The sequence below is a fragment of the Mesorhizobium sp. LjRoot246 genome (assembly GCF_964254115.1).
Taxonomy (GTDB): domain Bacteria; phylum Pseudomonadota; class Alphaproteobacteria; order Rhizobiales; family Rhizobiaceae; genus Mesorhizobium.
In genome coordinates, this window is sequence record NZ_CAXUSN020000001.1 from 1,419,403 (window position 1) to 1,445,298 (window position 25,896).

Here is a 25,896-nt window from a genome sequence, read left to right on the forward strand (position 1 = left end):
TTATGGCGTAGGCCGGAGCGGGCAAGAGCTTCCGGCACGCACAAGGCCTGCCGACCGTATTCAGCGCTGGATGAGCGGTCCGATATCCTTGAGCAGAATGACAAGCTGGCTCTGCTGCCGCGCGCCCGTCTTGGCAAATACGCGTGCGAGATATGTCCGGGCTGAACTCACTGTGATGCCGGCAGCGAAAGCTGCCTGGTTCAGGGACCTGCCCGCTGCGATTGACGAGGCAAGCCTTGCCTCGGAAGGGCTAAGGTCGAAAAGCGAACACAAGGTTTTCTCCAGGCCCTCCGTCGGCTTGCCGCCCAGCTCTCGGATCATGATGGTGGCGCACTGCCTGGCGCGAAGTCCAAATCTTTGGCTGGCCGCGAGCGGAGCGACGGAAACGAGCAGGCCGGACTCGCCGGGTAGCTGTCCGGGCAGCAGCATCATCCCGCCCATCGCTGGCACGCTTCCCATTGGCGTCGAGCAGGCATCTACGACCATCTCCGCCAATCTGTGCGCATGCAGGGGCTCCCGCACGCAAACCTTTCCGCGCGACAGGCCGATCCGCCCCTTGCTGCGGCTCAACAGGGTTTCCGCACATTCATTGATATCGAGCGACCGCAATTCGGGATCGACGACAAGCATGCCTAACGACATGCTGGCCTGAACCGACTTCGTCAAGACAGTTTGCTGCAGGGCTTCCCCGATCTGGCCTGCCCGCGCGATGTGAGGGGTCATCTTCTGCAGCAACTCAAGCTCCCGGCGCTGGAACTCGCCGAATTTTGCCATACGCGAGACATCCAAGGTCCAGAGCGTGCTGCCGGAGATAGCGAGATTGCTGACAACCGCTTCGTCCATCTGCCTTGGCTTCAGCCAATCGTGCCAGAAATCGCAATTGCGGAAATGGTCCTCATTGAGGATATCGCGGCGGCGATAGACTTGGCCGGCAGGCCATTTGTCCATGCCGACGATAAGCGTGCTCTCCGTTGTTGCCTGAAAGGCAAATGTTTCCAGCTCAGGGTCGGGAGACGACCCCACGCTGTCTCTGACGCGTGTCGCGCCCGGCCGGGCGTCGAAGCAGCAGATACAACTGCGGGACGAGCCGAAAAATTCTCCAATAGCCCGCAACACGTCCGGCCAGTGGCTGGGATCATAGGCGGCTTCGTACACGAGGCCGATTGTCGTCGCGACAGATTCCGTCGATAGTCTCATCATTCCACCTGCTTACTCGCCAGCTGCGGAGTGCATGAAGATTTTGCCGGCTCCGACGAAGGCAGCGCTTTCGGGCAGCGTCTTGCTGAGCTGTTTGCACCGGAAGTTGTCCCATGGACCTTTCGTGGGCTTGTCCGCCACGTAAGCTGTGACGTCGCGGCCCACGTTCCCCGCGCCGCGCCATAACTCATGGCTGTGGTCGTCCTTGTAGCGCTGGGCCAGCCGGTCGTTGACGAAGTCCTCCAGGCGATCCGTGGGAAGAGCGTGGATCAGGATAGCATGGTTGATTCTCACATTGTCGCCCCGGATCCCAGATCCGCAATCATGCCGTCACATGGCAAGTATGGCAATGATAGTGACGTTTATTGCCGCCGAGGAGCGACGTGCCGCGTTCAGTGACGGGCAAGTGGCATGTTGACGAGAGGTATCGTGGTCGGTGGATACACCTTGACCGCGCCATGGCCAGTGCCGGTGACCGGTGCAGTTCCTCTTCAGCGAGAACCGCGACATGCTCGCGTCAAAGCGATTCTTCCGAAAAGCTTTCAAGCGCGATGGCCGACCCGATCGCATTGTTATCGACGGCAGCAAGACAAATCGACAAGCGATCATCTCCTGCGATGGACGGATCCCAGCAGACTCCCACTTGCGCGGTTTATTGGCCCGGCCTATGTGTCAAAACGCTCTAACGGGGTGCCGGACGCGATCTTCGCGGACCGGCTGAGAGGCAATCTCGCCAACCCGCTGAACCTGATCCGGTTTGTACCGGCGGAGGGATTAGACGTTTCGGACAGTCCGACGCCTCAATTCCTTTCAATTCGAACGAAGGAGGCGCCGATGCGCACGCTTTTATACGCTCTTGTCTCAGCTGCGGTCGTGATCCTGTCCGGGCCGGCCTTGGCCAAGGACAAGCTCACCGTCTACACATATGAGAGTTTCACCGCCGACTGGGGTCCAGGCCCCGTGGTGAAGAAGGAATTCGAGGCCGAATGCGGCTGCGACGTCGAGTTCGTCTCGGTCGCCGATGGCGTGGCGCTGCTCAACCGTGTCAAGCTGGAAGGCGCATCGACGAAGGCCGATATCGTGCTTGGCCTCGACACCAATCTGACCGCCGATGCCAAGGCCACGGGCCTGTTCGCGCCGCATGGCGCGGTGACGGACGTGAATGTACCAGGCGGCTGGAGCGACGATACTTTTGTCCCCTTTGACTACGGCTACTTTGCCGTCGTTTACGACACCGAGAAGCTGAAGACGCCGCCGAAGAGCCTGAAGGAATTGGTCGAAGGCAGTGCTGACGACAAGATCGTCATCCAGGATCCGCGCACCTCGACACCGGGCCTCGGCCTGCTTCTATGGGTCAAGTCGGTCTATGGCGACAAGGCGCCGGAGGCCTGGGCCAAGCTCAAGGCGAAGGTGCTGACCGTGACGCCGGGCTGGAGCGAGGCTTATGGCCTCTTCACCAAGGGCGAGGCGCCGATGGTGCTATCCTACACGACGTCGCCGGCCTACCACATGGTCGCCGAGAACACCGAACGCTACCAGGCGGCCTCCTTCGAGGAAGGCGAGTACCTGCAGATCGAGGTGGCTGGCATCACCACGACGGGGGCCAAGAACCCGCTAGCGGCCAAGTTCATGACCTTCATGACCGGACCGAAATTCCAGGACGCCATCCCGGAGACCAACTGGATGTTCCCGGCGGGGAAGACCGACAAGCCGCTCAACCCGGCCTTCGACAAACTGGTCAAGCCGACCAAGACCTTGCTGTTCAGCCCGGAGGAGGTTGCGGCCAACCGCAAGGCCTGGGTGGATGAATGGCTGGCGGTGATGAGCAAGTAGCTTTGGCCGTATAATCGAAAGATGAGTGCTCTACGGCGCCCCCCTCTGTCCTGCCGGACATCTCCCCCACAAGGGGGGAGATTGGCCGTCATCGGCGATTTCGCCAATCGCCAATGCTGCGGGCGTGAGCGAGGCGTCGAAACTGCCAATCTCCCCCCTTGTGGGGGAGATGTCCGGCAGGACAGAGGGGGGCGCGAAGGAACGCAATCCTTTGTAATTGCCGCGATGCGAAGACAGGCGGTCGAACGTGCGAAGCGCGTCTAATCCTCGCATCACCGCCGGCGTCATCGCGCTCGTCGCAATCGCGTTGCTGATCGGCGGCGCATTTGCTGGGCTGCTTTTCGAGGGCGCCCACGATTTCTCGGGTGCCTGGGCAGCCTTCGATCCCTATCTGCTTCGCGTCGTCCGCTTCACGCTCTGGCAAGCTGCCTTGTCGACGTTGCTTTCCGTTGTCCCCGCGCTGTTCGTGGCACGCGCGCTGTCGCGACATCCACGCTTTCCCGGCCGCGCCTTCATCCTGCAGCTCTTCGCGATACCGCTGGCGCTGCCGGCCATAGTCGCGGCGCTTGGCATCCTGGCGCTTTATGGCCGTGCCGGCTATTTCGCCGCCGTGATCGGCGGTGGAAGCTGGCCGGGCATCTATGGCCTGTCTGGCATTCTCGTCGCGCATGTCTTTTTTAATCTGCCGCTGGCGACGCGATTGTTCCTCGAAGCGCTGCAAACCATTCCAGCCGATCAGTGGCGGCTGGCGAGCCAGCTCGGCATGGCGGCGCGGCCGGCGTTCCGGCTGATCGAATGGCCAACGCTGCGTGCCGCCCTGCCGGGGGTCGCTGGGCTTGTGTTCATGCTCTGCATCACATCCTTCACGATCGTACTGACGCTCGGTGGCGGGCCGGCCGCGACGACGCTGGAAGTCGGCATCTACCAGGCGCTGCGCTTCGATTTCGATCCCGCGCGGGCGGTCACACTGACATTGCTGCAGATCGCCTTGACCTTTATCGTGGTGCTTGCACTGACGCGGCTGGGCGCCAATGTGGTCGGCGACACCAATTTGCCGGTCGCGCAACGTCGCTATCTCTCGGTCGGCGGGAGCGAGACCTGGTTGAACGCCATGCTCATCGTCTTGGCGCTGCTCTTCGTCGTCGGGCCGATGGCGGCGACGATGATGGCTGGGTTGGGTGCCGATCTCGGCCGGCTGGCCGGCGAGGCCACGGTCCGGCAGGCGACGCTGACCAGCGTGGTGCTCGGCTTCCAGTCGGCGCTGCTCTCGGTGATGCTGTCGCTGGCGCTGACCATGGCGCGGCGGGCACTGGCGCTGAACAGCCGGGCTGGCCGCAAGACACTGCTCGAACATGCCGCCGATACCGGCGCCGGCTTTGTCCTGGTCGTGCCGCCGATCGTCGTCGGCGCCGGCTGGTTCCTGTTGCTGCGCTATGTCGGCGATGTCTTCGCCATCGCCCCGGTCATGGTCGTCACCGTCAACGCGGTGATGGCGATGCCGTTCGCCCTGCGTGCCATCCGCCCCGCCTATGATGCGGCCAGCGAGCGTCACGAACGGCTTTGTGCACAGCTCGGCATTGTGGGCTGGAACCGGCTGATGCTGGTTGATTGGCCGTCGCTGCGGCGGCCGCTTGCCACGGCGTTCGCTTTCGCCATGGCGCTGTCGCTCGGCGATCTCGGTGTCATTGCCTTGTTCGGCAGTGATTCCGTGCAGACATTGCCCTACCTTCTCCTGGCGCGCATGGGCAGCTACCGCACCGAGGACGCCGCCGGCCTGGCATTGCTGCTCGGCCTCGTCTGCCTCGCGCTGATCGTGACGGCGCACTGGCTGGGAAGGGAGAAAGTCCAGGATGCGTGACGGGGCGGCCAGCAGATCTGAAAAGGGCGCTCCGGTGCGGCTGGACAAGGTGTCGTTCAGTTATGGCGAAGCGCCGCTTGTCTTCGACGTCGAGTTCGCCGCTGCGAAAATTACCGCCATCATGGGTCCGAGCGGCTCGGGCAAGTCGACGCTGCTCAATCTGGTCGCCGGGTTCGAGACCCCGCAGTCGGGCCGTGTGCTGATCGGCGGGGCCGATGTCAGCGCCGAACCGCCCTCGGTGCGACCGGTGTCGATGGTGTTTCAGGAGAACAACCTCTTTGCCCATCTCTCCGTTGCGCAGAATGTCGGGCTCGGCCGTTCGCCATCCCTGCGGCTGACCGAAGCGGATCATGCGGCGATCACTGAGGCGCTTGAGCGCACCGGCCTTGGGGGCAAGGAAAAGCGCCTGCCGCGCGAACTCTCCGGCGGGGAACGCCAGCGCGTCGCACTGGCCCGCGTGCTGGTGCGCGACCGACCGGTGCTGCTACTCGACGAACCCTTCGCTTCGCTCGGCCCGGCGCTGCGCGACGACATGCTGGATATGGTCGCCGCTGTTCACGCCGAACGCGGCATGACGGTGCTGTTCGTCACGCATCAGCCCGAGGATGCCCGTCGCATCGGCCAGAACATGGTGTTTCTGGACAATGGCCTGGTTGCCGCAACCGGCAAGGCGGATGATTTCTTTGCCGGGGCTGGTCCGGAAGCGTTCCGGCGCTATATCGGCGCGAGTACCTGACATGCGCATCACGAGATGTTGCCCGGAAGCGGACATAATTTACGGTCAAACCGGCTCCAGGCGATGTAGCGCTTGCTTGCCATGGCTGGAGGAGTGTGGCTAGGTCCGCCCTACCGGTCCGGCACAGGCCGTGATTTGCCTGCAGTATCCGCCGGCCGCGCCCTAAGGGACGGGCAATGGATCCTGTAGCAGTTGAGATGTGGCGCATGAGATATTCCGAAGATCGCCCCTGATTTTCGTGATCATGCGCCGGGACCCGAAAGGAAGCCGTTCTGGCGATCGGCGCTAACACACTACGAATGAAACCGCTGGCGCGCTTTCTCGCGCTGGCCGGCTTTGCCGTGGCGCTGGCGAGCTGCCAGATGTTCACGCCGCCCGAGGTCCAGGAATCCGGCTTCCAGCCTTCCGACAGGCCGATCACGGTCGACAATGTCGGCGCCAACAACAAGCTCGCCGAACTGGCCAAGGCGCAGCACCCGCGCATCCTGGCGACCTATGGCGGCGAATATTCCGATCCCAAACTCGAGCGCATGGTCGCCAAGGTGGTCGGCAGTCTGACGGTGGTGTCGGCCAACCCGACGCAGACTTATCGCATCACCATCCTGAACTCGCCCAACGTCAATGCCTTCGCGCTGCCGGGCGGCTATCTCTACATCACGCGCGGCCTGTTGGCGCTGGCCAATGATTCGGCCGAGCTTGCCGCCGTTATTGCGCACGAGATGGGCCACGTCACCGCCAATCACGGCTTGCAGCGCCAGCAACTGGAGGCCGAGGAAGGCCTGGCGACCAAGGTGGTTTCGGACGTGCTCGGCGACAGCCCGACCGCCAAGGCGGCGCTGATCCGCGGCAAGCTCAGGCTCGCGCAATTCTCGCGCAACCAGGAGCTGGAAGCCGACGCCATCGGCATCAAATCGATCGGCGAGGCCGGCTACGATCCTTTCGCCGCCGGCCGCTTCCTGCAGTCGATGTCGGCCTATACCGATTTCCGTTCGATCAGCGGCGCCACCGACGCCAGCCTCGACTTCCTGGCCACCCACCCCAACACGCCGCAGCGCATCGATCTGGCGCAGCGCCATGCCCGCCAGTTCGGCGCGCCGGGCGTCGGCACACGCGACCGCGATTCCTTCCTCGCCGGCATAGACGGCCTGCTTTACGGCGACACGCCTGAGGAAGGCTATGTGCGCGGCGAAACCTTCCTGCATCCGGGCCTCGGCGTGTCCTTCTCGGTGCCGCAGGGCTTCATCATCGACAATTCGGCCGCCGCGGTGACCGCAACCGGCCCCGGCGACATCGCGATCCGCTTCGACGGCGTTTCGATCGACAAGAACCGCGCGCTGACCGACTATATCCGCAGCGGCTGGGTGGCTGGTCTCGACGACAGCAGCGTCAGGCAGGAGACCATCAACGGCAATGAGGCGGCGACCGCGCATGCCGGCGCCGAAGGCTGGCAGTTCGACATCGCCGTGATCCGTGCCGGCGGCCAGGTCTATCGGCTGCTGACCGCGGCACCTTCGGCCAGCACCTCGCTGGACACCGTCGCGCGTTCGGTCAGCGGATCGTTCCGGATCCTCAGCGCTGCCGAAAAGGCAGCTTTGAAGCCGCTGCATATCCGCGTCGTCACCGTTCAACCCGGACAGACGATGGGTTCGCTTTCGGCTCAGATGGTTGGCGTCGACCGCAAGCTCGATCTGTTCCGCGTGCTCAACGCGCTGTCGCCGGGCGCCGCGGTTTCGGCGGGCGACAAGGTCAAGATCGTCACCGACAAGTAAGAGCTCGTTGCAAGTTGCCGGATGTCTGAGCCGGTCGCCCTGCGTCGGGGCGTCAGGCGGCAGTCGCCAAAAATTCCGGGTTCTGCTTTACCAGCGCGACCTTGAGCTTTTCCATGGCGCGGGCCTCGATCTGGCGGACGCGTTCCTTGGAGATGCCAAGCGTCTCGCCAAGCGCCTCGAGCGTTGCTCCCTCGTCGCTCAGCCGGCGTTGCTCGATGATCCGGAGTTCGCGCGCGTTGAGGGCGGCGAGCGCCGCCTTCAACCACACAGAACGGCGCTCGACATCGATCGTATCGCCGACGACCTCGTCGGGCAAAGGATCGTCCGAGACCAGGAAATCCATCCGCTCGGTCGAGCCCGCATCGTCGGCTATCGGCATGTTGAGCGAGGAGTCGGGTGCCGACAGCCGCGAATCCATCATCGCCACATCGGCTTCGGAGACGCCGAGTGCCTCCGATACCTCACGATAGAGCGCCGCGTTGGACAACGGCTCCGCGCCATTCGCCAGCCGGGCGCGCAGACGTCGCAGATTGAAGAACAGTGCCTTCTGCGCCGAGCTTGTGCCGCCGCGCACGATCGACCAGTTGCGCAGGATGTAGTCCTGCATCGAGGCGCGGATCCACCACGTGGCGTAGGTCGAGAACCGCACTTCGCGCTCCGGCTCGAAGCGGGCGGCGGCCTCAAGCAGGCCGACATGGCCCTCCTGGACCAGGTCGCCAAGCGGCAGGCCGTAATGGCGGAATTTGGAGGCCATGGAAATGACCAGCCGCATATGGGCGACGGTGATGCTGTGCAGCGCGTTCTGGTCGTTGTCCTCTTTCCAGAGCAATGCAAGTCGATGCTCTTCGTCACGTTCGAGGTAGGGAGCCTTCATTGCCGCGCGGACCATGATCCGTCCTGCCGTGTCTTCCATCATGAGGCGCTCCCTGGCTCGGGTGATGCGGATGACTTCGCAAACTTGGCTGACGTCCGGGTTGAAATGGCGGCGCCGTGCCCTAGAACAGCCAAAACTGCCATGCGCGAGAAAGGTTCCGCGACCGTGGTGGATGGATTGTGTCGCCCGAGGGACTGCGAGGATGATCCGCGATGGTGCCGATTGCGACCGAAAAACGCTGTTACGAGAATCTGATTTCAGAAACGTGGTGTTTTTGAAATTCTGTTCCTTATTTTCTCGACCTGCATCTGTCAGTTTCCAGCGCTCACAACATGCCGGATATCCGGCCAAGGACGGGATCACAGAAAAATGAAATGGCTCAAGTCGCTCATCGTTGCCGGAACGCTGCAGGCCCTGGCTGTCGCATCAGGTCATGCCGGTCCCAATCTCGACCAGATCAAGCACGCCGGTGTCATCAAGATCGGTACGGAAGGCACGTATGCACCGTTCACCTACCATAACACGTCCGGTGCGCTGGTCGGCTTCGACGTCGAAATTGCCAAGGCGATCGCCGACAAGCTCGGCGTCCAGGCCGAGTTCCTCGAAGGCAAGTGGGACGGACTGATCGCCGGTCTCGACGCCAATCGCTACGACGCCGTCATCAACGAGGTCGGCATTACCGACGCGCGCAAGGCCAAGTACGACTTCTCCGATCCCTACATCGCCTCCAAGGCGGTGCTGATCGTGCGCGGCGACAACACCGACATCAAGACCTTCGCCGATCTCAAGGGCAAGAAGGCGGCACAGTCGCTGACCTCGAATTTCGGCAAGCTTGCCGAAACGAACGGCGCCGAGCTGGTCGGCACCGATGGCTTCGACCAGTCGATCCAGCTGCTTTTGACCGGCCGTGCCGACGCCACCATCAACGACAGCCTGTCATTCCTCGACTTCAAGAAACACAAGCCCGACGCCAATGTGAAGATTGCCGCGCAAGAGGAAAACGCCGACTATTCCGGCGTCATCGTGCGCAAGGGCGATCCGGAGCTGGTCGCCGCGATCAACAAGGCGTTGGCCGACATCAAGGCCGACGGCACCTATAAGAAGATCGCCGACACCTATTTCGGCCAGGACGTTTCGAAGTAGTTCGGTGAGGTGGGCCGGTCTCCGGCCCATGAGACATATCCAGCGGCGAGCCGTCTTTGACGGCTCGTCGCTTTTCGCGCGATATGGCTGGCGCATTCGCGCCTTGACTAGACTGCCTCGACCATTTGGAGGGTTTTACGTGCCGCACTGGCTGCAACTGATGCTGGAGTCGCTGCCTTCGCTCCTGTGGGCGGCGCTGATCTTCACCGTGCCGCTGACGCTGTTGTCTTTCGTTCTTGGCTTGACGGTTGGCCTCGGTGCAGCACTTGCCCGGCTGTTCGGCCCCAAGCCATTGGTCGCGCTTGTGCGCTTCTATGTCTGGATCTTTCGCGGTACGCCGCTCCTGGTGCAGCTATTCCTGATTTTCTACGGCCTGCCGTCGGTCGGCATCCTGCTTGACGCCTTCACGGCGGCGTTGATCGGCTTCACGCTCAACATCGGCGCCTACACGTCGGAAATCATCCGCGCGGCCATAGGCTCGGTGCCGAAAGGCCAGTGGGAAGCCGCCTATTCGATCGGCATGACCTGGAGCCAGGCGATGCGGCGCACGATTCTCCCACAAGCCGGCCGGGTCGCGGTGCCGCCGCTCTCCAACACCTTCATCTCACTGGTCAAGGACACGTCGCTGGCGGCCGCGATAACCGTGCCGGAAATGTTCCAGGCGGCGCAGCGCATCGTCGCCACCACCTATGAGCCGCTGATCCTCTATGTCGAGGCGGCGATCCTCTATCTGGCGATGAGCTCGGTGCTCTCGGCCTTGCAGACGCGGCTGGAAGAACGGCTCAACCGCTATGGCGGCTTCCTGGAGGCACGCTCATGATCGGCCTCACCAACATCGAAAAGCGCTTCGGTGACAATCTCGTGCTGAAGGGCGTGACCGTTACCATTGCCGAAGGCAGCGTCACGGCGCTGGTCGGCCCTTCGGGCGGGGGAAAAAGCACCCTGCTGCGCTGCATCAACCTGTTGGAAATTCCGACCTCGGGCACGGTGCGTATCGGCGACGAGACGCTCGAATTCCATCCTGGAGGCAGGGTTCCGGCCAAGGATATCCAGCGCCTTCGCCTGCAGACCGGCATGGTGTTCCAGAATTTTCAGCTGTTTCCGCACCGCACCGCGATCGAAAATGTCATGGAAGGGCTGGTGACGGTGCTGAAATGGCCGACGGAGCGGGCGCGCGAGCGGGCGCTTGCCTTGCTGGAAAAGGTCGGCATGGCGCACAAGGCCGACGCCTGGCCGGCGACCCTGTCAGGCGGCCAGCAGCAGCGCGTGGCGATCGCTCGCGCTTTGGCGCCGTCGCCGAAAGTACTGCTCTGCGACGAGCCGACTTCGGCGCTCGACCCCGAACTAGCGCAAGAGGTGGTGGACGTGCTTGGCAAGCTTGCCAGCGAAGGCACGACCATGGTGATGGCAACGCATGATCTGCGCCTCGCCTCCAAGATCGCCCAGGAAGTGGTGTTCCTCGATGCCGGTGTCGTCGTCGAGAAGGGGCCAGCCGCGGTGCTGTTCAACAATCCGGAGCGGCAACGGACCAAACGGTTTATTGCGACGCTGAAGCAGGAGGCGGAGAGGGAAGGCGGCGGCGAGGGGGCAGGGACGATTTCTTCGTAGGTTGGCGCTGTACCCCCGCTGCTTCGCAGCGACCCTTCCCGCAAGGGGAGGGTGATCTGCAATGAAAAACCCGGCGCGTCGCCGGGTTTTTCATGAATTCAAAGACGGAAAAAAGCTCAGGCAGCTTCTTCCTGCTCGGCTTCCTCATTGTCGGCCTTGGCACCGCGCTTAGGACCCTTGTTGAGGTTGACCTCGATCAGGCGCACGGCTTCGGTTTCCGACATGCGGTTGACGGCCGCGATCTCGCGGGCCATGCGGTCGAGTGCCGCCTCGTAAAGCTGACGCTCGGAATAGGACTGCTCCGGCTGGTTGTCGGCGCGGTAGAGGTCGCGCACGACTTCCGAGATCGAGATCAGGTCGCCCGAATTGATCTTCGCATCATATTCCTGGGCACGGCGCGACCACATGGTGCGCTTGACGCGGGCGCGGCCCTGCACGACCTTCAGCGCGCGCTCGACGTAATCTTCTTCCGACAGCTTGCGCATGCCGATGGAGGTCGCCTTGGCAACCGGCACCTTCAGGCGCATCTTGTCCTTCTGGAAGTCGATGACGAACAGTTCCAGCTTGTGTCCAGCAACTTCCTGCTCGTCGATCGACACGATCTGACCGACGCCATGCGCCGGATAGACGATGTACTCGCCGGTCTTGAAACCGTGACGCGCAGCGGTGGACTTCTTCTGCGGGGTGATCGTTGCCATTACGCCCTGAACTCCTTGTTGTGGTACCGGCGTCCTGCCGGCCCGAACTCGCGCGATCGGGGGAACCGACCGTTAGCCGCACAACAGATGAACCCACCGGAAAAGCCGGACCGGCAAACGCAATATCGCGACCGCCTGGCCCAGATCGCTCTGGTCCGGAATGGGATCTTCACCTTTCAGTGATTTGGGGCGTCTGCGCCATAAATCGACGTTGTGTCACCGGCATGTTTGGCTGATGTAACACAAAAAGTCGGAAGAATCAAGGTTTTGCTGCATCGGCGAAGGCCACAGGCCGACGCCGCTTGTCAAGGCGGTTAATGTGGCGCGTCTCTTACGTCGCGCAATACCGGCCATCGCGGCCGTGTTGTCAATCGCCTTCGCCGGGCTCGGCGGAGAAGTATTTCTCGAACTTGCCGGCTTCGCCATCAAAGGATTTGGCGTCTGCCGGAGGCTCCTTCTTGGCGGTGATGTTGGGCCATTTGTCGGCGTATTCGGTGTTGATCTGCAGCCATTTGTCGAGACCGGGCTCGGTGTCGGGCTTGATCGCGTCGGCCGGGCATTCCGGTTCGCAGACGCCGCAGTCGATGCACTCGTCGGGATGGATGACGAGCATGTTCTCGCCTTCGTAGAAACAGTCGACCGGACAGACCTCGATGCAGTCCATGTATTTGCATTTGATGCAATTGTCGGTCACGACATAGGTCATCGGTCGGCTCCGGGACGTCCCATTTTTGTTGGGCTTTTTCCGTCAGGTAACGCCTTTATCGGCTGCTTGCAAGGGTAGCCATTGCGGGCGGTGCCAGTGTTTTCGGAATGGAATTCCAGACGGCAGGCCCGGCGGAAGTCGATCATGTCCCGCGGAGTGTCTTGTTTGCCGGGTTCAGTTTTAGCCTCGGGCATGTCGCTGTCCCAAAACCGCCGCGTGTTCTTGGGCGCCAGGCATCAGTCTTCGCCAAGCAAGCGGTCGGTCTGGCGGCGTTCCTTCTTGGTTGGGCGGCCGCTGCCGGCCTCGCGCAGCGCTGGAATTGCATCTGGAGGGGCTTCGCCTTTCGGCGCGGACGGTGGCGAGATATCTTCATAGAGCGTGCGGGCCTCGTCGGCCGGGCCGCGCCGCACCCCGGCCCCGAGCACCTTCCAGACGAAGATTCGCCGCTCAAGTGTGATGGTCAGCACGTCGCCAGGCTTGACCAGATCGGAGGCCTGCGCTGCTTTGTCGCGATTGATGCGGACCCGGCCGGCAACCACCAGCTTTGCCGCCAGCGAGCGCGATTTCACGGCGCGCGAGAAGAACAGCCATTTGTCGATACGCTGGCGGCCTTCAGCAACCATCGAAGCGAGCCGGGTTCTACTTCTTCAGCTGGTCGCGCAAAGCGGCGAGCTTGGCGAAGGGCGAGTCCGGATCGAAGCGCACCGGGCGCTCCTCGCGCGGCTTTGGCTGGAAAGCGGGCTTTCCGGCTTGCGGACCACCCTTGCCATCCTGCCTGCCACCCTTCCAGTCGGGCCGGCCTTCACGGCGGTCGGGGCGCTCACCTTGCGGCCGGCCGTCACGCCGCTGTTCACCTTCCGCCTGCGGCTTGGGCTTGAACTTCGAGCGATCGAAGCGCGGCTTGCCGGCTCCATCGCGCCGGCCTTCATGGGCTGGGCGTTCTCCGGGTGCAACTGCGGCCGCTGCGCCAGCGGCATCCGTGGGTGCGTCGCCTCGGCCGCGCCCTTGTCCGTTGCGTGGGCGATTGTTCCTGCGGTTGTCGTCGCGGTTGCGCGGGCGCTGTTCGAAACGGCCCTGACGCCACAACAGGATGGGTTTTGGCGCTTCGGCTTCCGGTACAGGCTCCTCGACAGCAGCTTCAGTCACCGCTGCAGGTTCGTCCGGCGCCGCGTCCGTTGCGGGCACGGCTTCTGACGCCAGCTCGGCTGGTGCGGCTTCTTCTGCCGGTGCGGCTTCAATTTCGGCAGCTTCAGCCTCTGCCTGCGGTTCAACCGGCGCAGGTTCAGCGGCTTCGGCCATCGTCTCGGCTACCGGCGCCTCGTCCTGCACGGTTTCGACCGGAGCGTCCGCCTGTTCTTCCACGGCCGGTTCTGCTGCGGCAGCGTCAGCGATGATTTCGACTGGAGTTTCGGCCGTTTCCGAAACGGCCACTGCGTCCGACGTCGGCTCCGGACCCTCGACTACTGCCTCTGCTGCGGCATCCGTTGCTGCGGCTTCGACCGCCATGGCCTGCTCGGCTTTTGCAGCCTCTTCCGCTGCCAGCTTGGCCGCAGCCGCTTCGCGCGCGGCATTGTCTTGTGCTTCGAGCCGCGCCTTGACCTCGACGGCCGGCTTCGGCTCGGCACGGTAGCCGAGACCCTTCAGGATCTCTTCCATGTCGTCGGCGGTGGCGCCGAGGATCGACATCATCGGAGGCGTCACCATGAAGGACTGGCCATCGTAGGCGCCGTCCGGACGCTGGCCGAGACCGGGCTTCCAGTTGGTCGCCGGGCGGATCAGGTCGGCCAGCCGTTCCAGGATGTCGATGCGCACGGCGCGGCGGCCGAGATTGCGATAGCCGGCGAGCTTGTAGAAGGTCTTGTCGAAGGCAGGATCGATGACCACCGAGGTGCGGCCGGAGGCGAGCGCATGGACCACGTCGCCAAAACCTGGCTTGTCCTTGCCGTCGTTCTTCAGCGCCCACAGCAGCGTCACCAGCCCGGCGGGCGCCGGTTTGATCAGCGCCGGCACGAAGACATGATAGGCGCCGAAGCGCACGCCAAGCCGGCGAAGTGCCGCGCGACCTTCCTGGTCGAGCGACTTCATCTCTTCGGCGATGTCGCGGCGGTTGATGAGGCCGAAATTCTCGACCAGCTGGAAGGCGATACCGCGGCCGATGCCGGAAATCTGGTCGGCGTTCTTCAGATCGACCAGCTGCTTCAGCAGCGTTTCGATCTGGAAATTGACGAAGCGCTCGGCACGCGCGGCGACCTTGTCGCGGGCCGGGCCGGTCAATTGCTCGTCGGCCAGCAGCACCAAGCGCGGCTTCAGCGCGTCCTCGCCTGATACCAGCGTGCCGATCGGCGCGCCGATCCAGCGCAGCGTACCGTCCGAGCCAAGCGCGATGTCGCCGTTGGCGCAGGCGCCGAAGCGTTCGGCGCGCGCTTCGAACTCGGCTGCCAGCGCCTTCTGGGCGGCGGTGCGCACCGCCTTGGCGTCTTCGCCGCCGGCGGTCTGGTCGGCGGTGAAGCGGAACCCTTGCAGCTCGCCGACATGGTGGCCTTCGACAAGGACGGTTCCGGTAGGACTAATTTCGGCTTCAGGCATGGTATTTTCTCTAAGGCGCCGCATGAGGACGGAAGTCCTGCGGTCTACGAAGCGTTTCGTCAACCGCTCATGCAGCGCATCCGACAATCTGTCTTCGATTTCGCGCGTCTTTTCCTGCCAGTGTGCCTGATCGGCCAGCCAGCCGGGCCGGTTCGACACGAATGTCCAGGTGCGGATCTGTGCAATGCGATGCGACAGCGTGTCGATGTCGCCCTCGGTGGTGTCGGCGCGGCGCACCTGCTCGGCCATGTAATTCTCGTCGACATGGCCGTGGCGTGCGAGGTCGGTGTAGATCGAGGCGATGAGGTCGGCATGCTGGGCCGGTGCGATCTTGCGGTAGTCGGGCAGCGCGCAGGCTTCCCACAGCAGCGCCACGCGTTTGGCATTGGTGGCGAGTGCGCGGATGTCCTCGTCGCGCGACAGATGCTCGAGCGCCTGCGCGTCGACGGCAGGCAATGCCCGCGTCAACCCCTCGACCGGGGCGTTGGTCTCGATCGAGCGCTTCAGCGCATCAAGGCTGGCGAAGTCGAAATGCGCGGTGCGCCATTGCAGCACCTTCACCGGATCGAATTCATGGCCTTCGATCTTCCTGATCAGCTCCTCGTCCAGCGGGTCGACCTGGCCGGTGACGCCGAAGGTGCCGTCACGCAGATGCCGGCCGGCGCGGCCGGCGATCTGGCCAAGCTCGGCTGCGGTCAGGTTGCGATACTGATAGCCGTCGAATTTGCGGTTCTGGGCGAAGGCGACGTGGTCGAGATCGAGGTTGAGGCCCATGCCGATGGCGTCGGTTGCGATGAGATAGTCGACATCGCCGGACTGGAACAGCGCCACCTGGGCGTTGCGGGTGCGCGGCGAAAGCGCGCCGAGCACGACCGCCGCACCACCCTGCTGGCGGCGGATCAGTTCGGCGATGGCGTAGACCTCATCGGCCGAGAAGGCGACGATCGCCGTGCGCCGCGGCAGGCGGGTCAGCTTCTTGGAGCCGGCATAGGCAAGATGCGACAGTCTCGGCCGCGTCACCACCGAGACACCTCTCAGCAAGCGCTGCAGGATGCCGTGCATGGTGGCTGCACCGAGCAGCAGCGTCTCCTGGCGGCCACGCAGATGCAGGATGCGGTCGGTGAAGATGTGGCCGCGCTCGAGGTCGCCGGCGAGCTGAACCTCGTCGATGGCGACGAAGGCGGCGTCGGTCTCGCGCGGCATGGCCTCGACCGTGCAGACCGAATATCTGGCGCCTGCCGGCTGGATCTTTTCCTCGCCGGTGATGAGCGCGACCTTGTGGGCGCCGACCTTTTCGCAGACGCGGGCGTAGACTTCGCGCGCCAGCAGCCTGAGCGGCAAGCCGATGATGCCGCTGTCGTGCGCCACCATGCGCTCGATGGCGAGATGGGTCTTGCCGGTGTTGGTCGGCCCAAGCACGGCGGTCACGTCGCGGCCCGACAGGATCAGCGGCTCGGAGTGTTTGGGCTGGATGTTCATCGACCTGGAACTAAGGCTTTCTGGCCTCTGGTTGTCGGGAGCGTGCCTCGCGTGGCGCGTATGACAGGCGACACATAGGGATTTCGGGCGCGAAGCGAAAGCGGAATGTTCCACCCTCGGCTCGAAGTCGTTCGTGTCAAGCTCCAGATCGCTCGCGGATTAACGGATAGAACGAGTCTGGAACGAATCGGCGACGAATCAGTGACTCCCGCAGATTCAGCTTTTGTTCACGGCTACATGTGGATTTTTTGGCCACTGAACTCACCACATGCTGAATCGCCGAACTGGCCCGATTCATGCAGGGCGAGCGTCGCCGTTAATCTTTGCCGGTAAAGGATCATGACGGCTTGGCGTGCCTAGCCCAAGATTATGAAATTGTTTACTTTTCCTAACATGCCTTAAGCATTTGGAAGGTGATTTCGGGCTTCGCTGTTAACGTTCCGGTCAAAGCAGGAACGAATCGACGACGAATCAGCGTTGGCTCAATTTTCCCTGTTTGTTCACCCCAATATCTTGTGTTGTGAACAGCTTATCCACCGAGAATCCACAGGCTGGGGACATGGTTTCGCACAGGGCAGCCGCAACTGTTAACTCTGCGTGCCAGATTGGATCATGTCGAGAGGACAGGTTGGCGACGACGGACGGGCCGGTATGCCCCGGCCCGTCGATCTGCCGCTATATCGCCGCGTCGTCAGACGAAATACTGGCCGCCATTGGCCGTGATGGTCGAACCGGTGATGAAGCCCGCATCTTCGGATGCGAGGAAGACGACGCAGCGCGCGATCTCTTCCGGTTCGCCGAGGCGGCCGACAGGGATCTGCGGAATGATGCGGTCGTTGAGCACCTTCTCGTCGATCGCCTTGACCATTTCGGTGGCGATGTAGCCGGGGCAGATAACGTTGACGGTGATGCCGGCTCGAGCTCCCTCTTGAGCGAGAGCTTTGCTGAACCCGATGTCGCCGGCCTTGGCGGCGGAATAGTTGACTTGGCCGGCTTGGCCCTTCTGGCCGTTGATCGAGGAGATGGTGATGACGCGGCCGAACTTGCGGTCGCGCATACCACTCCACAGCGGATGCGTCATGTTGAAGACGCCGGACAGGTTGGTGTCGATGACCTCTTTCCACTGTTCGCGCGTGAGCTTGTGGAACATGGCGTCGCGGGTGATGCCGGCATTGTTGACCAGCACCGAAACCGGGCCGAGATCGGCCTCGACCTGCTTGATGCCGGCGGCGCAGGCATCATAGTCGGCGACCGACCATTTGTAGACCGGAATGCCGGTCTCGGCCTTGAATTTCGCCGCCGCGGCGTCGTTGCCGGCATAGTTCGCGGCAACCGAATAGCCGACGGTCTTCAATGCGATCGAGATCGCCGCGCCGATACCGCGCGATCCGCCTGTGACGATTGCTACCTTGGTCATGCGCTCTCCTCCCTTTGGTCGGGAGAGCGAATAGGGAGTAGCGAATAGCAAGTGGGATTTGATGCCCCGTCGCGCTGACGCCATTCTTCCCTATTGGCTACTCCCTATTCGCTATTCACTTCTCTTTTAGAGCGCTTCCACGCACATCGCGACGCCCATGCCGCCGCCGATGCATAGGGTCGCCAGCCCCTTCTTGGCGCCACGCCGGCGCATCTCGAAGACCAGCGTGTTGAAGACGCGAGCACCCGAAGCACCGATCGGATGGCCGATGGCAATGGCGCCGCCATTGACGTTGACGATCGAGGGATCCCAGCCCATGTCCTTGTTGACGGCGCAGGCCTGCGCGGCAAAGGCCTCGTTGGCCTCGATCAGGTCGAGATCGCCGACCGACCAGCCGGCCTTTTCCAATGCCTTACGCGAGGCGGGAATAGGTCCGGTGCCCATGATCTGCGGATCGACGCCGGCGGTTGCCCATGACACGATGCGTGCCAGCGGGGCGATGCCGCGCCTCACCGCTTCCGCTTCGCTCATCAGCAATGCGCCGGCGGCGCCGTCATTGATGCCGGAGGCGTTGGCGGCGGTCACGGTGCCGTCCTTGTCGAAGGCCGGCTTCAGCTTGGTCATGGCGTCGAGCGTGGCGCCGTGGCGGATGTATTCGTCCTGGTCGACGATGGTGTCGCCCTTCTTGCCCTTGAGGGTGACGGCGACGATCTCGTCCTTGAACTTGCCGGCCTTCTGCGCGGCCTCGGCCTTGTTCTGCGAGGCAAGCGCGAACTGGTCCTGGTCTTCGCGGGTGATCTGGAACTGACGCGCGACGTTTTCGGCGGTGTTGCCCATGTGATAGCCGTTGAAGGCATCCCACAGTCCGTCCTTGATCATGGTGTCGATCAGCTTGAAGTCGCCCATCTTGACGCCGGCGCGCAAGTGCTGGGCATGCGTCGAAAGCGACATCGACTCCTGGCCGCCTGCGATGATCACCTTGGCATCGCCGGTGGCGATCTGCTGCATGCCGAGCGCAATGGCGCGCAGGCCCGAGCCACAAACCTGATTGAGGCCCCAGGCGGTGGTTTCCTTGGGCAGGCCGGCATTGATCGATGCCTGGCGGGCCGGGTTCTGCCCTTGCGCGGCGGTCAGCACCTGACCGAGGATGACCTCGTCGACCTCGCCTGGTTCGACACCGGCACGCGACAGTAACTCCCTGATGACGACGGCGCCGAGCTCATGCGCCGGGGTGGCGGCGAAGGCGCCGTTGAAGGAGCCGACCGGCGTGCGCGCCGCACTGGCAATGACGATGGAAGCGGACATTTTCTTCTCCAGACTTCAAGGGTGTTGTTCTGTCGTTGGGGACTTTTCTTGCCCTTTCCCAACCCCAAGTCAAACCGGAAATGGGCATGGGGTCCACGCGCGGCAAGCAGGTCACGCCTTGCGAACGCGGCACTCCATCCATTGCTGCGCAGCATATTTTGCCTGCTATGCAGCATTTAGTGATCCCGCAGTGCACAAACTGCTTGGAATTGTGGAGCTTTTGCGCATATCCTCAAAAAAGGCACAATCGTTACCGGCGAGCTTTCTCTCGGCGCGCCGGTGTCCCGGGAGGATCCAGATGGCCGCGAAAGACGATCCGATCATTATCAAGAAATACGCCAATCGCCGCCTCTACAACACCGGCACCAGCACCTATGTGACGCTCGAGGATCTGGCCGAGATGGTCAAGAAGGGCGAGGAGTTCACCGTCCAGGACGCCAAGACCGGCGATGACATCACGCATCCGGTGCTGACCCAGATCATCTTCGAACTGGAGAACAAGGACGGGCAGAACATGCTGCCGATCCCGTTCCTGCGCCAGCTGATCGCCTATTACGGCGACCAGATGCAGATGATCGTGCCGAGCTTCCTTGAACAGTCGATGCTCGCCTTCTCCAAGGAGCAGGAACGCTTTCGCGAGCAGATGAAGGGTGCGCTCGGCAAGTCGCCGCTCGACATGATGAAGATCACCACGCCGATCAAGGCGCTGGAGGAGCAAACGCGCCGCAACATGGAGATGTTCCAGAATGCGATGCGGTTGTTCACGCCGTTTCCGCCGGCCGGCACAGCACCAGCCGCCACGCCTACGCCCGAGCCGGCCAGGAAGGAAACGGCTGACAAGCCCGACGACCTTCAGGAACTGAAGGACCAGATCGCGGCCATGCAGCGCAAACTCGACACCATGTCGTGAGACGATCGGATCGAAAGATCCGATCGGCAACCTCTATCTGTTTGTTCGAGCACGGTCTTTCCCGAAACCGGTAGTCACGGGATCATGCTCTATGGAAGCATTCCCACATAGCGGCCGCGCGGTCTGATCAGGCCTCCGCTGGTTATCTGTTCGATGGCGTGCGCGGACCAGCCGACGCTGCGTGCGAGCGCGAACAGGCGGAACGGCGCGTCGCGCGGCAAGCCAAGGCTGCGCGTCAGCGCGGCGAGGGCAAAGTCGATATTGGGGAGCGCGCCGGTTGCTGCAAAGGCGGCGTCGCGTAGCGACTGCAAGACCTGATCGACAGCAACCGTTGCCAGCAATGCAGCCGCCCTGGCATCGCCATCGGGGTAGAGCGGGTGGCCGAAGCCCGGCAACGGCCGATCATGATCGAGCCAGCGGCGGAGAGCCGCGTCAGCGCCGTACCGCGCGGCATCGTCCGCCAGCTGCATCACCGCATCGGCGGCGCCGCCATGGCGCGGTCCTGATAGTGTCGCCAGTCCCGCCAGCAGACATGCCGCCAGCGACGCGCCGGTCGAGGCTGCGACGCGCGCGGCAAAGGTCGATGCGTTCAGTTCGTGATCGGCAAACAGGACAAGCGCGCGGCGTATCGTTTCCGCTCCGGTCGCGCCTACCGACCAGTCCTGTGCCAGCCGCCGATGGACCGGACCTGGTCCTGCCGGTGCGCCCAGCGCGCTGGCCAGCACGCCCACAGCTTGCGCGGCATCGGCATGCAGCGAGGCTGCGTTGCGCCCAAGCGAGGGGCGTCCCTGGCCGGCAAGGACGGCAAGTTGCGCAAAGGCCGCGGCCCGGCCAGCCTGGCGAGGCGCGTCCGGCGACGGTGCTTCGAAAGCCACCGGTTCCGGCAAGGCCCACAGGACGGCAGCGGCCTCTTCCAGTGTGGCGTGCGCGGAGAGCGTTCCAGCGTCCCGCCCGCGATAGATGAGTCGACCATGCGAGACGGTCGAAATCGCCGTTGCGATCGACGGCTCGCCCCAGGCGATCGCACTTTCGGCGATGGCCGAGGGGCTCCTCCCGCGTGCCCTCCGCGTTGCCAGCATGGCTATGTCGTCGGCACGATATTGGCTGCGGCGCGGATCGGCAGTGTCGGGCCGCATGCCGATGCGCCCGCGGCTGACATAGGCGTACAGCGTCTGCGCCCGCACCTTGAGGCGATCAAGCGCTTCTTCCCGGGACAACCATTCGGACATATCGAACTCTGATATTGATTCTATTGATCAAGATTGATGGATATGTTGCCCAGCCTTATCTCCGATCCGGAAATGCTTCAAGGAGACAAAGCTATGACGAATGGGCTCGATGACGTGGTGGTGGCGGAAACAGTCTTGTCCGATGTGGATGGTCTGGGCGGCCGTTTGACGATCCGAGGTCATTCGCTACCGGAATTGGCCGGCCGCTGGCGTTACGCCCAGGTCGTTCGGCTGCTGCTGGATGGCTTTTTCGACGACCTTCCCGGCGATGCGGAACTGACACAGGCGCTGGGCCAAGCGCGTGCGGACGTGTTCGAACGACTTCTGCCGTCGCTGCCATTGCTGGCGTCGCTGCATGTCTATAGCGCCATGCGCGCCGGAATGGCGCTACTGCCGGACGGCGACACGCTGAGCGACGCCTTGCTGCTGATCGCGGCGCCTGCGGTACTAACACCGGCCCTGCTGCGCCTGCGGCGCGGCGAGCAGCCGATCGCGCCCGACAGCGGGGCCGATCATGCCGCCGACATGTTGAGGATGCTGAGCGGCGACGCCGCCTCGCCAGCGATGGCGAAAGCGCTCGACACCTATCTGGTAACCGTCTGCGACCATGGCCTCAACGCATCGACCTTTGCGACGCGCGTGGTGGCGTCGACACAGGCCGGCCTGACGTCGTCCGTGCTGGCCGGGCTTGGCGCGCTCAAAGGGCCGCTGCATGGCGGCGCACCAGGCCCGGTGATCGAGATGCTGGATGCGATTGCCGCGCATGGCGATGCCGCCGGCTGGCTGCGCGACGAGGTCGCGCATGGCGAGCGGATCATGGGCTTCGGACATCGCATCTACCGCGTGCGCGATCCGCGCGCCGATGTGCTGAAGGCGGTGGTGCGGCAACTCGGCGGCGAGGGCGAAACCGGTCGCCGGCTGGCCTTCGCGGAGACAGTAGAACAAGCGGCGCTCGACGTGCTGCGGGTCGCCAAGCCATCGCGCTCGCTGCAGACCAATGTCGAGTTCTACACCGCGCTGCTTTTGGAAGCGGCGGGTTTTCCGGAGGAGGCATTCAGCAACGTCTTCGCTGCCGGGCGCGTCGCAGGCTGGATCGGCCATGCGCGCGAGCAGCAGACGACCGGACGGCTGATCCGTCCGCAGTCGCGCTATATCGGGCCGGTGCCGGACCTGGTTGCCTGAAGCTTTTCGGCGCCCGTCGAGCGACGGGCGGTCCGACCGGTACCATCCTGGCGAGCGGCCATGCGGCCGCTCATGACGAAAATTTCATCTCGTCGAAAAATTCTGGCCGCTGTTATTGCGTCGCATTGAGCATATATGCTGCACTGCAACATAGACCGCTCTTGCCGCAATCAGAGGATTCCGCCCTTGGCCGCCAGAAAAACCGCAGTTGTCACCGGCTCCACATCGGGCATCGGCCTGGCCATCGCCCAGGCGCTGGCGGCCGAAGGCCATAACATCGTCGTCAACTCCTTCTCCGATACGGCCGCCGACCACGCCATCGCCGATTCGATCGCCAAACAGCACGGAGTGAAGACCGCCTACATCAAGGCCGACATGTCCAAGTCTGCCGAATGCCGGGCGCTGATCGCCAGGGCGGCCGAGACATTGGGGGCGGTCGATATTCTCGTCAACAATGCCGGCATCCAGTATGTCGCGCCGGTGGAGGAGTTTCCAACCGAGAAGTGGGACGCCATCATCGCCATCAACCTGTCGTCGGCGTTCCACACCATCGCAGCCGCAATTCCGCTGATGAAACAGGCCGGCGGCGGCCGGATCGTCAACATCGCCTCGGCGCACGGCTTGGTCGCCTCGCCGTTCAAGTCGGCCTACGTTTCGGCCAAGCACGGCATCATGGGATTGACCAAGACGGTCGCCCTCGAGCTGGCGCGTGAAAAAATCACCTGCAACGCCATCTGCCCGGGCTATGTGCTGACGCCGCTGGTCGAGGCGCAGATCCCCGACCAGATGAAAGCCCACAACATGGACCGGGAGACCGTCATCCGCGAGGTCATGCTGGACAAGCAGCCGACCAAGGAATTCGTCACGGTCGAGCAGATCGCGGCAGCAACGGTGTTCCTGTGTTCGGACGCGGCGGCACAGGTCAACGGCACCCATCTCTCCGTCGACGGCGGCTGGACCGCCGCGTGAGGCCTAAAATTTTCCCATCACCCCAAACGGACAGATCAAGGACGACGCCATGACCAAAAACGGCAAGGCGGAGGAGACGAAGAAGATCAACATCGCGCTTCAGGGGGGCGGCTCGCACGGAGCCTTTTCCTGGGGCGTGCTCGACCGGCTGCTGGAGGACGGCAGGCTGGAGCTATCAGCCGTGTCCGGCACCAGTGCCGGCGCCATGAACGCGGTGGCGCTGGCCGACGGTTTCGTCCGCGGCGGAGTTGACGGCGCGCGGCAAAAACTCGACGATTTCTGGCGTGCGGTGGCGGCCAAGGGCCGGTTCAGCCCGGTGCAGCGCATGCCGTGGGATGTCGCCTGGGGCAACTGGTCGATCGAGAACACGCCGGGCTATGTCTTCTTCGACACCATGTCGCGGGTGTTCTCGCCCTATGTCGCCAACCCGCTCGGCCTCAACCCGCTGCGCGACGTCGTCGCGGAGGAGATCAATTTCGAGAATGTCCGCGCCTGCAAGTCTATGGAGCTGTTCATTTCGGCGACCAATGTCGAGACCGGACAGTTGCGCGTCTTTTCCGACGGCGAGATCGACCTGGACACGGTGATGGCCTCGGCCTGCCTGCCGCAACTGTTCCGCGCCGTCGAGATCAAGGGCGTGCCCTACTGGGACGGCGGTTATGGCGGCAATCCGGCGCTCTATCCGTTCTTCAAGACGGCCGCGACCGAGGACGTGCTTTTGGTGCAGATCAATCCAGTGGTGCGAGAGGGAACACCAAGAAGCGCTAACGAGATCCAGAACCGCATCGACGAGATCACCTTCAACGCCGGGCTGCTGCGCGAATTCCGCTCGATTGCCTTCGTCAAGGAGCTGATCGCCGCCGGCCGTCTGCCGCATGGCGAATATCGCGACATTCGCATGCATCGCATCGATGCCGATGAAGCGTTCAAGGACCTGTCGGCGTCCTCGAAGGTCAATGCCGAATGGGCGTTCCTGAGCTATCTCAGAGATCTCGGCCGCACCGCCGCCAGCGACTGGCTGGAAGAGAATTACGATGCCGTCGGCAAGCACCCGACGCTCGATCTCTCCGGTGAACTCGATGACGGCTTCAAGCCGGTGCGCGGTCCGGCTCCTGGACGGCGGGTCAAGGAATTCCTCGCTGTGCGCAAGAATCCCGAGGTGGTTCGCCGTCGGGCCTGAGCGACCAATCGATGTGCATCGATTGGTCCGCGATCATGCTTTCAAGGTCAGATCAATCACCCTGATCAGGGCAGCGGCCGCCTGCCGCTGCCCCTCCGGATCTCTGATTCGCGCCTTCATGCCTTCCAGCCCATCGAGCAGCATGTCGGCAAGCAGTTGCGTCGACAGGCCCCTGGCCGCCAGATCGACGCCGTTCCTGGCTGCCTCGCCTTCGATCGCGGTGGCGATGTGTTTCCCAAGCCCGCCGCGCCAGCAGCCGACCAGATCGCCAAGGCTCGATTTCATGTCCAGCAGTTCGGCGCCATGCGGCGAGGCAACGACCGCGCCCATCATCGAGATGAATGCCTCGTCGATGGCCCGCATCATGCGCTCGGTGAAAGCGCCGTCGCCGGCCAGGGCCATTTTGGCCGCCTCGACCGAGCGCGACAGGATCATCATGGCGATGGCGCGGAAAATGTCGGTCTTGTTCTTGAACAAGAGATAGAGCGCCGGGCGCGACATATCGGCGGCGCGGGCGATGTCGTCCATGGTGGTGCGGGAGAAGCCATAGGCCAAAAAAACCTTCATCGCCCCGTCCAGGATACGGAGGCGTTTGGGGTCGGTCGCGGCAATGTCTTCGATCTGATTCATGGAGCAATAATACCTTGCTAAATCTCAATTGACAAAATGACGGAATTTGTCAATCTGTATCGGGACAAAGCGACCCGAGAGGACGCTTCGCCCTGGGCAGTGGACGACAACAGAGGGTATCCCATGCGCCTCACCGTCGACGGACAATCATTCGACATCGATGCCGATCCGGACATGCCGCTGCTGTGGGCGCTGCGTGATCTCCTTGGCAAGACCGGGCCGAAGTTCGGCTGCGGCATCGCTGCCTGCGGTGCTTGCACCGTGCATGTCGACGGTCAGCCGGTGCGTTCCTGTTCGCTTCCGGTTGGCCAGGTCAGCGGCGCCGTCACCACCATCGAAGGCATCGGCACGGCGGACAGACTGCATCCGGTGCAGCAGGCATGGCTGGAGGAACAGGTCGCGCAATGCGGCTACTGCCAAGCCGGCCAGATCATGAGCGCGGTGGCGCTGCTCGACGAGGTCGCCGACCCGAGCGACACCGACATCGACAACGCCATGGGCGGCAATCTCTGCCGCTGCGGGACCTATCCAAAAATCCGCTCGGCGATCAAGAAGGCCGCGGCGCTCAAGACGGCGGGGCTGTGATC

22 protein-coding genes, 2 pseudogenes and 1 riboswitch are annotated in these 25,896 nt (G+C 63.3%); of the genes and pseudogenes, 13 read left to right on the top strand and 11 right to left on the bottom strand.

Translation table 11 applies throughout. The annotated features are described in order from the left end of the window. Nucleotides 1–60 precede the first annotated feature (60 nt). The gene (locus tag ACSQ3L_RS06710) at nt 61–1,155 is read right to left on the bottom strand and encodes a hypothetical protein (RefSeq protein ID WP_436159233.1); all 1,095 of its coding nucleotides are present in this window, start codon (nt 1,153–1,155) and stop codon (nt 61–63) included. 54 nt (nt 1,156–1,209) lie between these two features. After that, on the bottom strand, nt 1,210–1,491 hold the full coding sequence (locus ACSQ3L_RS06715) for a hypothetical protein (RefSeq protein WP_436159234.1): 282 nt from the start codon (nt 1,489–1,491) through the stop codon (nt 1,210–1,212). A 95-nt stretch (nt 1,492–1,586) separates the two neighbouring features. On the opposite strand from ACSQ3L_RS06715, the pseudogene ACSQ3L_RS06720 reads away from it, so the two are divergent. The 5 genes and pseudogenes from ACSQ3L_RS06720 to ACSQ3L_RS06740 form a co-directional block, all read left to right on the top strand. Further along, nucleotides 1,587–1,816: pseudogene (locus ACSQ3L_RS06720) on the top strand (DDE-type integrase/transposase/recombinase); the annotation flags it as partial. Between the two features lie 57 nt (nt 1,817–1,873). Next, nucleotides 1,874–1,988, top strand: a riboswitch (TPP riboswitch). 43 nt (nt 1,989–2,031) lie between these two features. After that, nucleotides 2,032–3,030: a thiamine ABC transporter substrate binding subunit gene (gene thiB, locus ACSQ3L_RS06725; protein WP_436159235.1), complete on the top strand. Its 999-nt coding sequence runs from the start codon at nt 2,032–2,034 to the stop codon at nt 3,028–3,030. Nucleotides 3,031–3,277: 247 nt separating this feature from the next. Then, a complete protein-coding gene (thiP, locus tag ACSQ3L_RS06730) occupies nt 3,278–4,888 on the top strand; it encodes a thiamine/thiamine pyrophosphate ABC transporter permease (protein WP_436159236.1) in 1,611 nt (536 codons plus the stop codon). After that, nucleotides 4,881–5,662, top strand: a pseudogene (thiQ, locus tag ACSQ3L_RS06735) (thiamine ABC transporter ATP-binding protein). The gene thiP and the pseudogene thiQ overlap by 8 nt, the downstream one beginning before the upstream one ends. Nucleotides 5,663–5,923: 261 nt before the next feature. Next, entirely contained in the window at nt 5,924–7,393 is a 1,470-nt protein-coding gene (locus ACSQ3L_RS06740; RefSeq protein ID WP_436159237.1) for a M48 family metalloprotease, read from the top strand. Between the two features lie 52 nt (nt 7,394–7,445). Here ACSQ3L_RS06740 and ACSQ3L_RS06745 read toward each other — a convergent pair whose 3' ends face one another. Next, nucleotides 7,446–8,309, bottom strand: a complete 864-nt coding sequence (locus ACSQ3L_RS06745; protein ID WP_436159238.1) for an RNA polymerase factor sigma-32 — start codon at nt 8,307–8,309, stop codon at nt 7,446–7,448. Between the two features lie 327 nt (nt 8,310–8,636). On the opposite strand from ACSQ3L_RS06745, the gene ACSQ3L_RS06750 reads away from it, so the two are divergent. The 3 genes from ACSQ3L_RS06750 (at nt 8,637) to ACSQ3L_RS06760 (ending at nt 11,018) form a co-directional block, all read left to right on the top strand. Next, on the top strand, nt 8,637–9,410 hold the full coding sequence (locus tag ACSQ3L_RS06750) for an amino acid ABC transporter substrate-binding protein (protein ID WP_436159239.1): 774 nt from the start codon (nt 8,637–8,639) through the stop codon (nt 9,408–9,410). Nucleotides 9,411–9,549: 139 nt separating this feature from the next. Then, on the top strand, nt 9,550–10,230 hold the full coding sequence (locus ACSQ3L_RS06755; RefSeq protein WP_095089467.1) for an amino acid ABC transporter permease: 681 nt from the start codon (nt 9,550–9,552) through the stop codon (nt 10,228–10,230). Next, nucleotides 10,227–11,018 (top strand): amino acid ABC transporter ATP-binding protein, encoded by a 792-nt coding sequence (locus tag ACSQ3L_RS06760; protein ID WP_436159240.1) that lies wholly within the window; start codon nt 10,227–10,229, stop codon nt 11,016–11,018. The genes ACSQ3L_RS06755 and ACSQ3L_RS06760 overlap by 4 nt, the downstream gene beginning before the upstream one ends. 116 nt (nt 11,019–11,134) lie before the next feature. Here ACSQ3L_RS06760 and ACSQ3L_RS06765 read toward each other — a convergent pair whose 3' ends face one another. From ACSQ3L_RS06765 to ACSQ3L_RS06790, 6 genes are all read right to left on the bottom strand, one after another. Beyond that, nucleotides 11,135–11,716, bottom strand: a complete 582-nt coding sequence (locus tag ACSQ3L_RS06765; RefSeq protein ID WP_006327799.1) for a CarD family transcriptional regulator — start codon at nt 11,714–11,716, stop codon at nt 11,135–11,137. Nucleotides 11,717–12,083: 367 nt separating this feature from the next. Continuing rightward, nucleotides 12,084–12,422 (bottom strand): ferredoxin FdxA, encoded by a 339-nt coding sequence (fdxA, locus tag ACSQ3L_RS06770; protein WP_095487362.1) that lies wholly within the window; start codon nt 12,420–12,422, stop codon nt 12,084–12,086. 236 nt (nt 12,423–12,658) lie between these two features. Continuing rightward, nucleotides 12,659–13,045 (bottom strand): RNA-binding S4 domain-containing protein, encoded by a 387-nt coding sequence (locus ACSQ3L_RS06775; RefSeq protein ID WP_436159241.1) that lies wholly within the window; start codon nt 13,043–13,045, stop codon nt 12,659–12,661. A 16-nt stretch (nt 13,046–13,061) separates the two neighbouring features. Beyond that, the gene (locus ACSQ3L_RS06780; protein WP_436159242.1) at nt 13,062–16,487 is read right to left on the bottom strand and encodes a helicase-related protein; all 3,426 of its coding nucleotides are present in this window, start codon (nt 16,485–16,487) and stop codon (nt 13,062–13,064) included. A gap of 691 nt (nt 16,488–17,178) precedes the next feature. Next, a complete protein-coding gene (gene phbB, locus ACSQ3L_RS06785; protein WP_436159243.1) occupies nt 17,179–17,904 on the bottom strand; it encodes an acetoacetyl-CoA reductase in 726 nt (241 codons plus the stop codon). 126 nt (nt 17,905–18,030) lie between these two features. Continuing rightward, nucleotides 18,031–19,209 (bottom strand): acetyl-CoA C-acetyltransferase, encoded by a 1,179-nt coding sequence (locus ACSQ3L_RS06790; RefSeq protein ID WP_436159244.1) that lies wholly within the window; start codon nt 19,207–19,209, stop codon nt 18,031–18,033. 298 nt (nt 19,210–19,507) lie between these two features. On the opposite strand from ACSQ3L_RS06790, the gene phaR reads away from it, so the two are divergent. After that, nucleotides 19,508–20,119: a polyhydroxyalkanoate synthesis repressor PhaR gene (phaR, locus tag ACSQ3L_RS06795; protein ID WP_436159245.1), complete on the top strand. Its 612-nt coding sequence runs from the start codon at nt 19,508–19,510 to the stop codon at nt 20,117–20,119. 89 nt (nt 20,120–20,208) lie between these two features. Here the strand turns inward: phaR and ACSQ3L_RS06800 are convergent, their stop codons facing one another. After that, the gene (locus ACSQ3L_RS06800; protein WP_436159246.1) at nt 20,209–21,348 is read right to left on the bottom strand and encodes a citrate synthase; all 1,140 of its coding nucleotides are present in this window, start codon (nt 21,346–21,348) and stop codon (nt 20,209–20,211) included. A 93-nt stretch (nt 21,349–21,441) separates the two neighbouring features. Between ACSQ3L_RS06800 and ACSQ3L_RS06805 the strand changes: the two genes are divergently transcribed. The 3 genes from ACSQ3L_RS06805 to ACSQ3L_RS06815 all read left to right on the top strand — a co-directional run bounded on the left by ACSQ3L_RS06805 (nt 21,442) and on the right by ACSQ3L_RS06815 (nt 24,679). Beyond that, the gene (locus ACSQ3L_RS06805) at nt 21,442–22,530 is read left to right on the top strand and encodes a citrate synthase/methylcitrate synthase (RefSeq protein ID WP_436159247.1); all 1,089 of its coding nucleotides are present in this window, start codon (nt 21,442–21,444) and stop codon (nt 22,528–22,530) included. A 135-nt stretch (nt 22,531–22,665) separates the two neighbouring features. Next, entirely contained in the window at nt 22,666–23,499 is an 834-nt protein-coding gene (locus ACSQ3L_RS06810; RefSeq protein ID WP_436159248.1) for a 3-hydroxybutyrate dehydrogenase, read from the top strand. A gap of 49 nt (nt 23,500–23,548) precedes the next feature. Then, nucleotides 23,549–24,679, top strand: coding sequence for a patatin-like phospholipase family protein (locus ACSQ3L_RS06815; protein WP_436159249.1), 1,131 nt, complete (start codon nt 23,549–23,551; stop codon nt 24,677–24,679). Between the two features lie 33 nt (nt 24,680–24,712). Here the strand turns inward: ACSQ3L_RS06815 and ACSQ3L_RS06820 are convergent, their stop codons facing one another. After that, nucleotides 24,713–25,309, bottom strand: coding sequence for a TetR/AcrR family transcriptional regulator (locus ACSQ3L_RS06820; protein WP_436159250.1), 597 nt, complete (start codon nt 25,307–25,309; stop codon nt 24,713–24,715). A 123-nt stretch (nt 25,310–25,432) separates the two neighbouring features. On the opposite strand from ACSQ3L_RS06820, the gene ACSQ3L_RS06825 reads away from it, so the two are divergent. Continuing rightward, nucleotides 25,433–25,894, top strand: coding sequence for a (2Fe-2S)-binding protein (locus ACSQ3L_RS06825; protein ID WP_436159251.1), 462 nt, complete (start codon nt 25,433–25,435; stop codon nt 25,892–25,894). Nucleotides 25,895–25,896 lie beyond the last annotated feature (2 nt).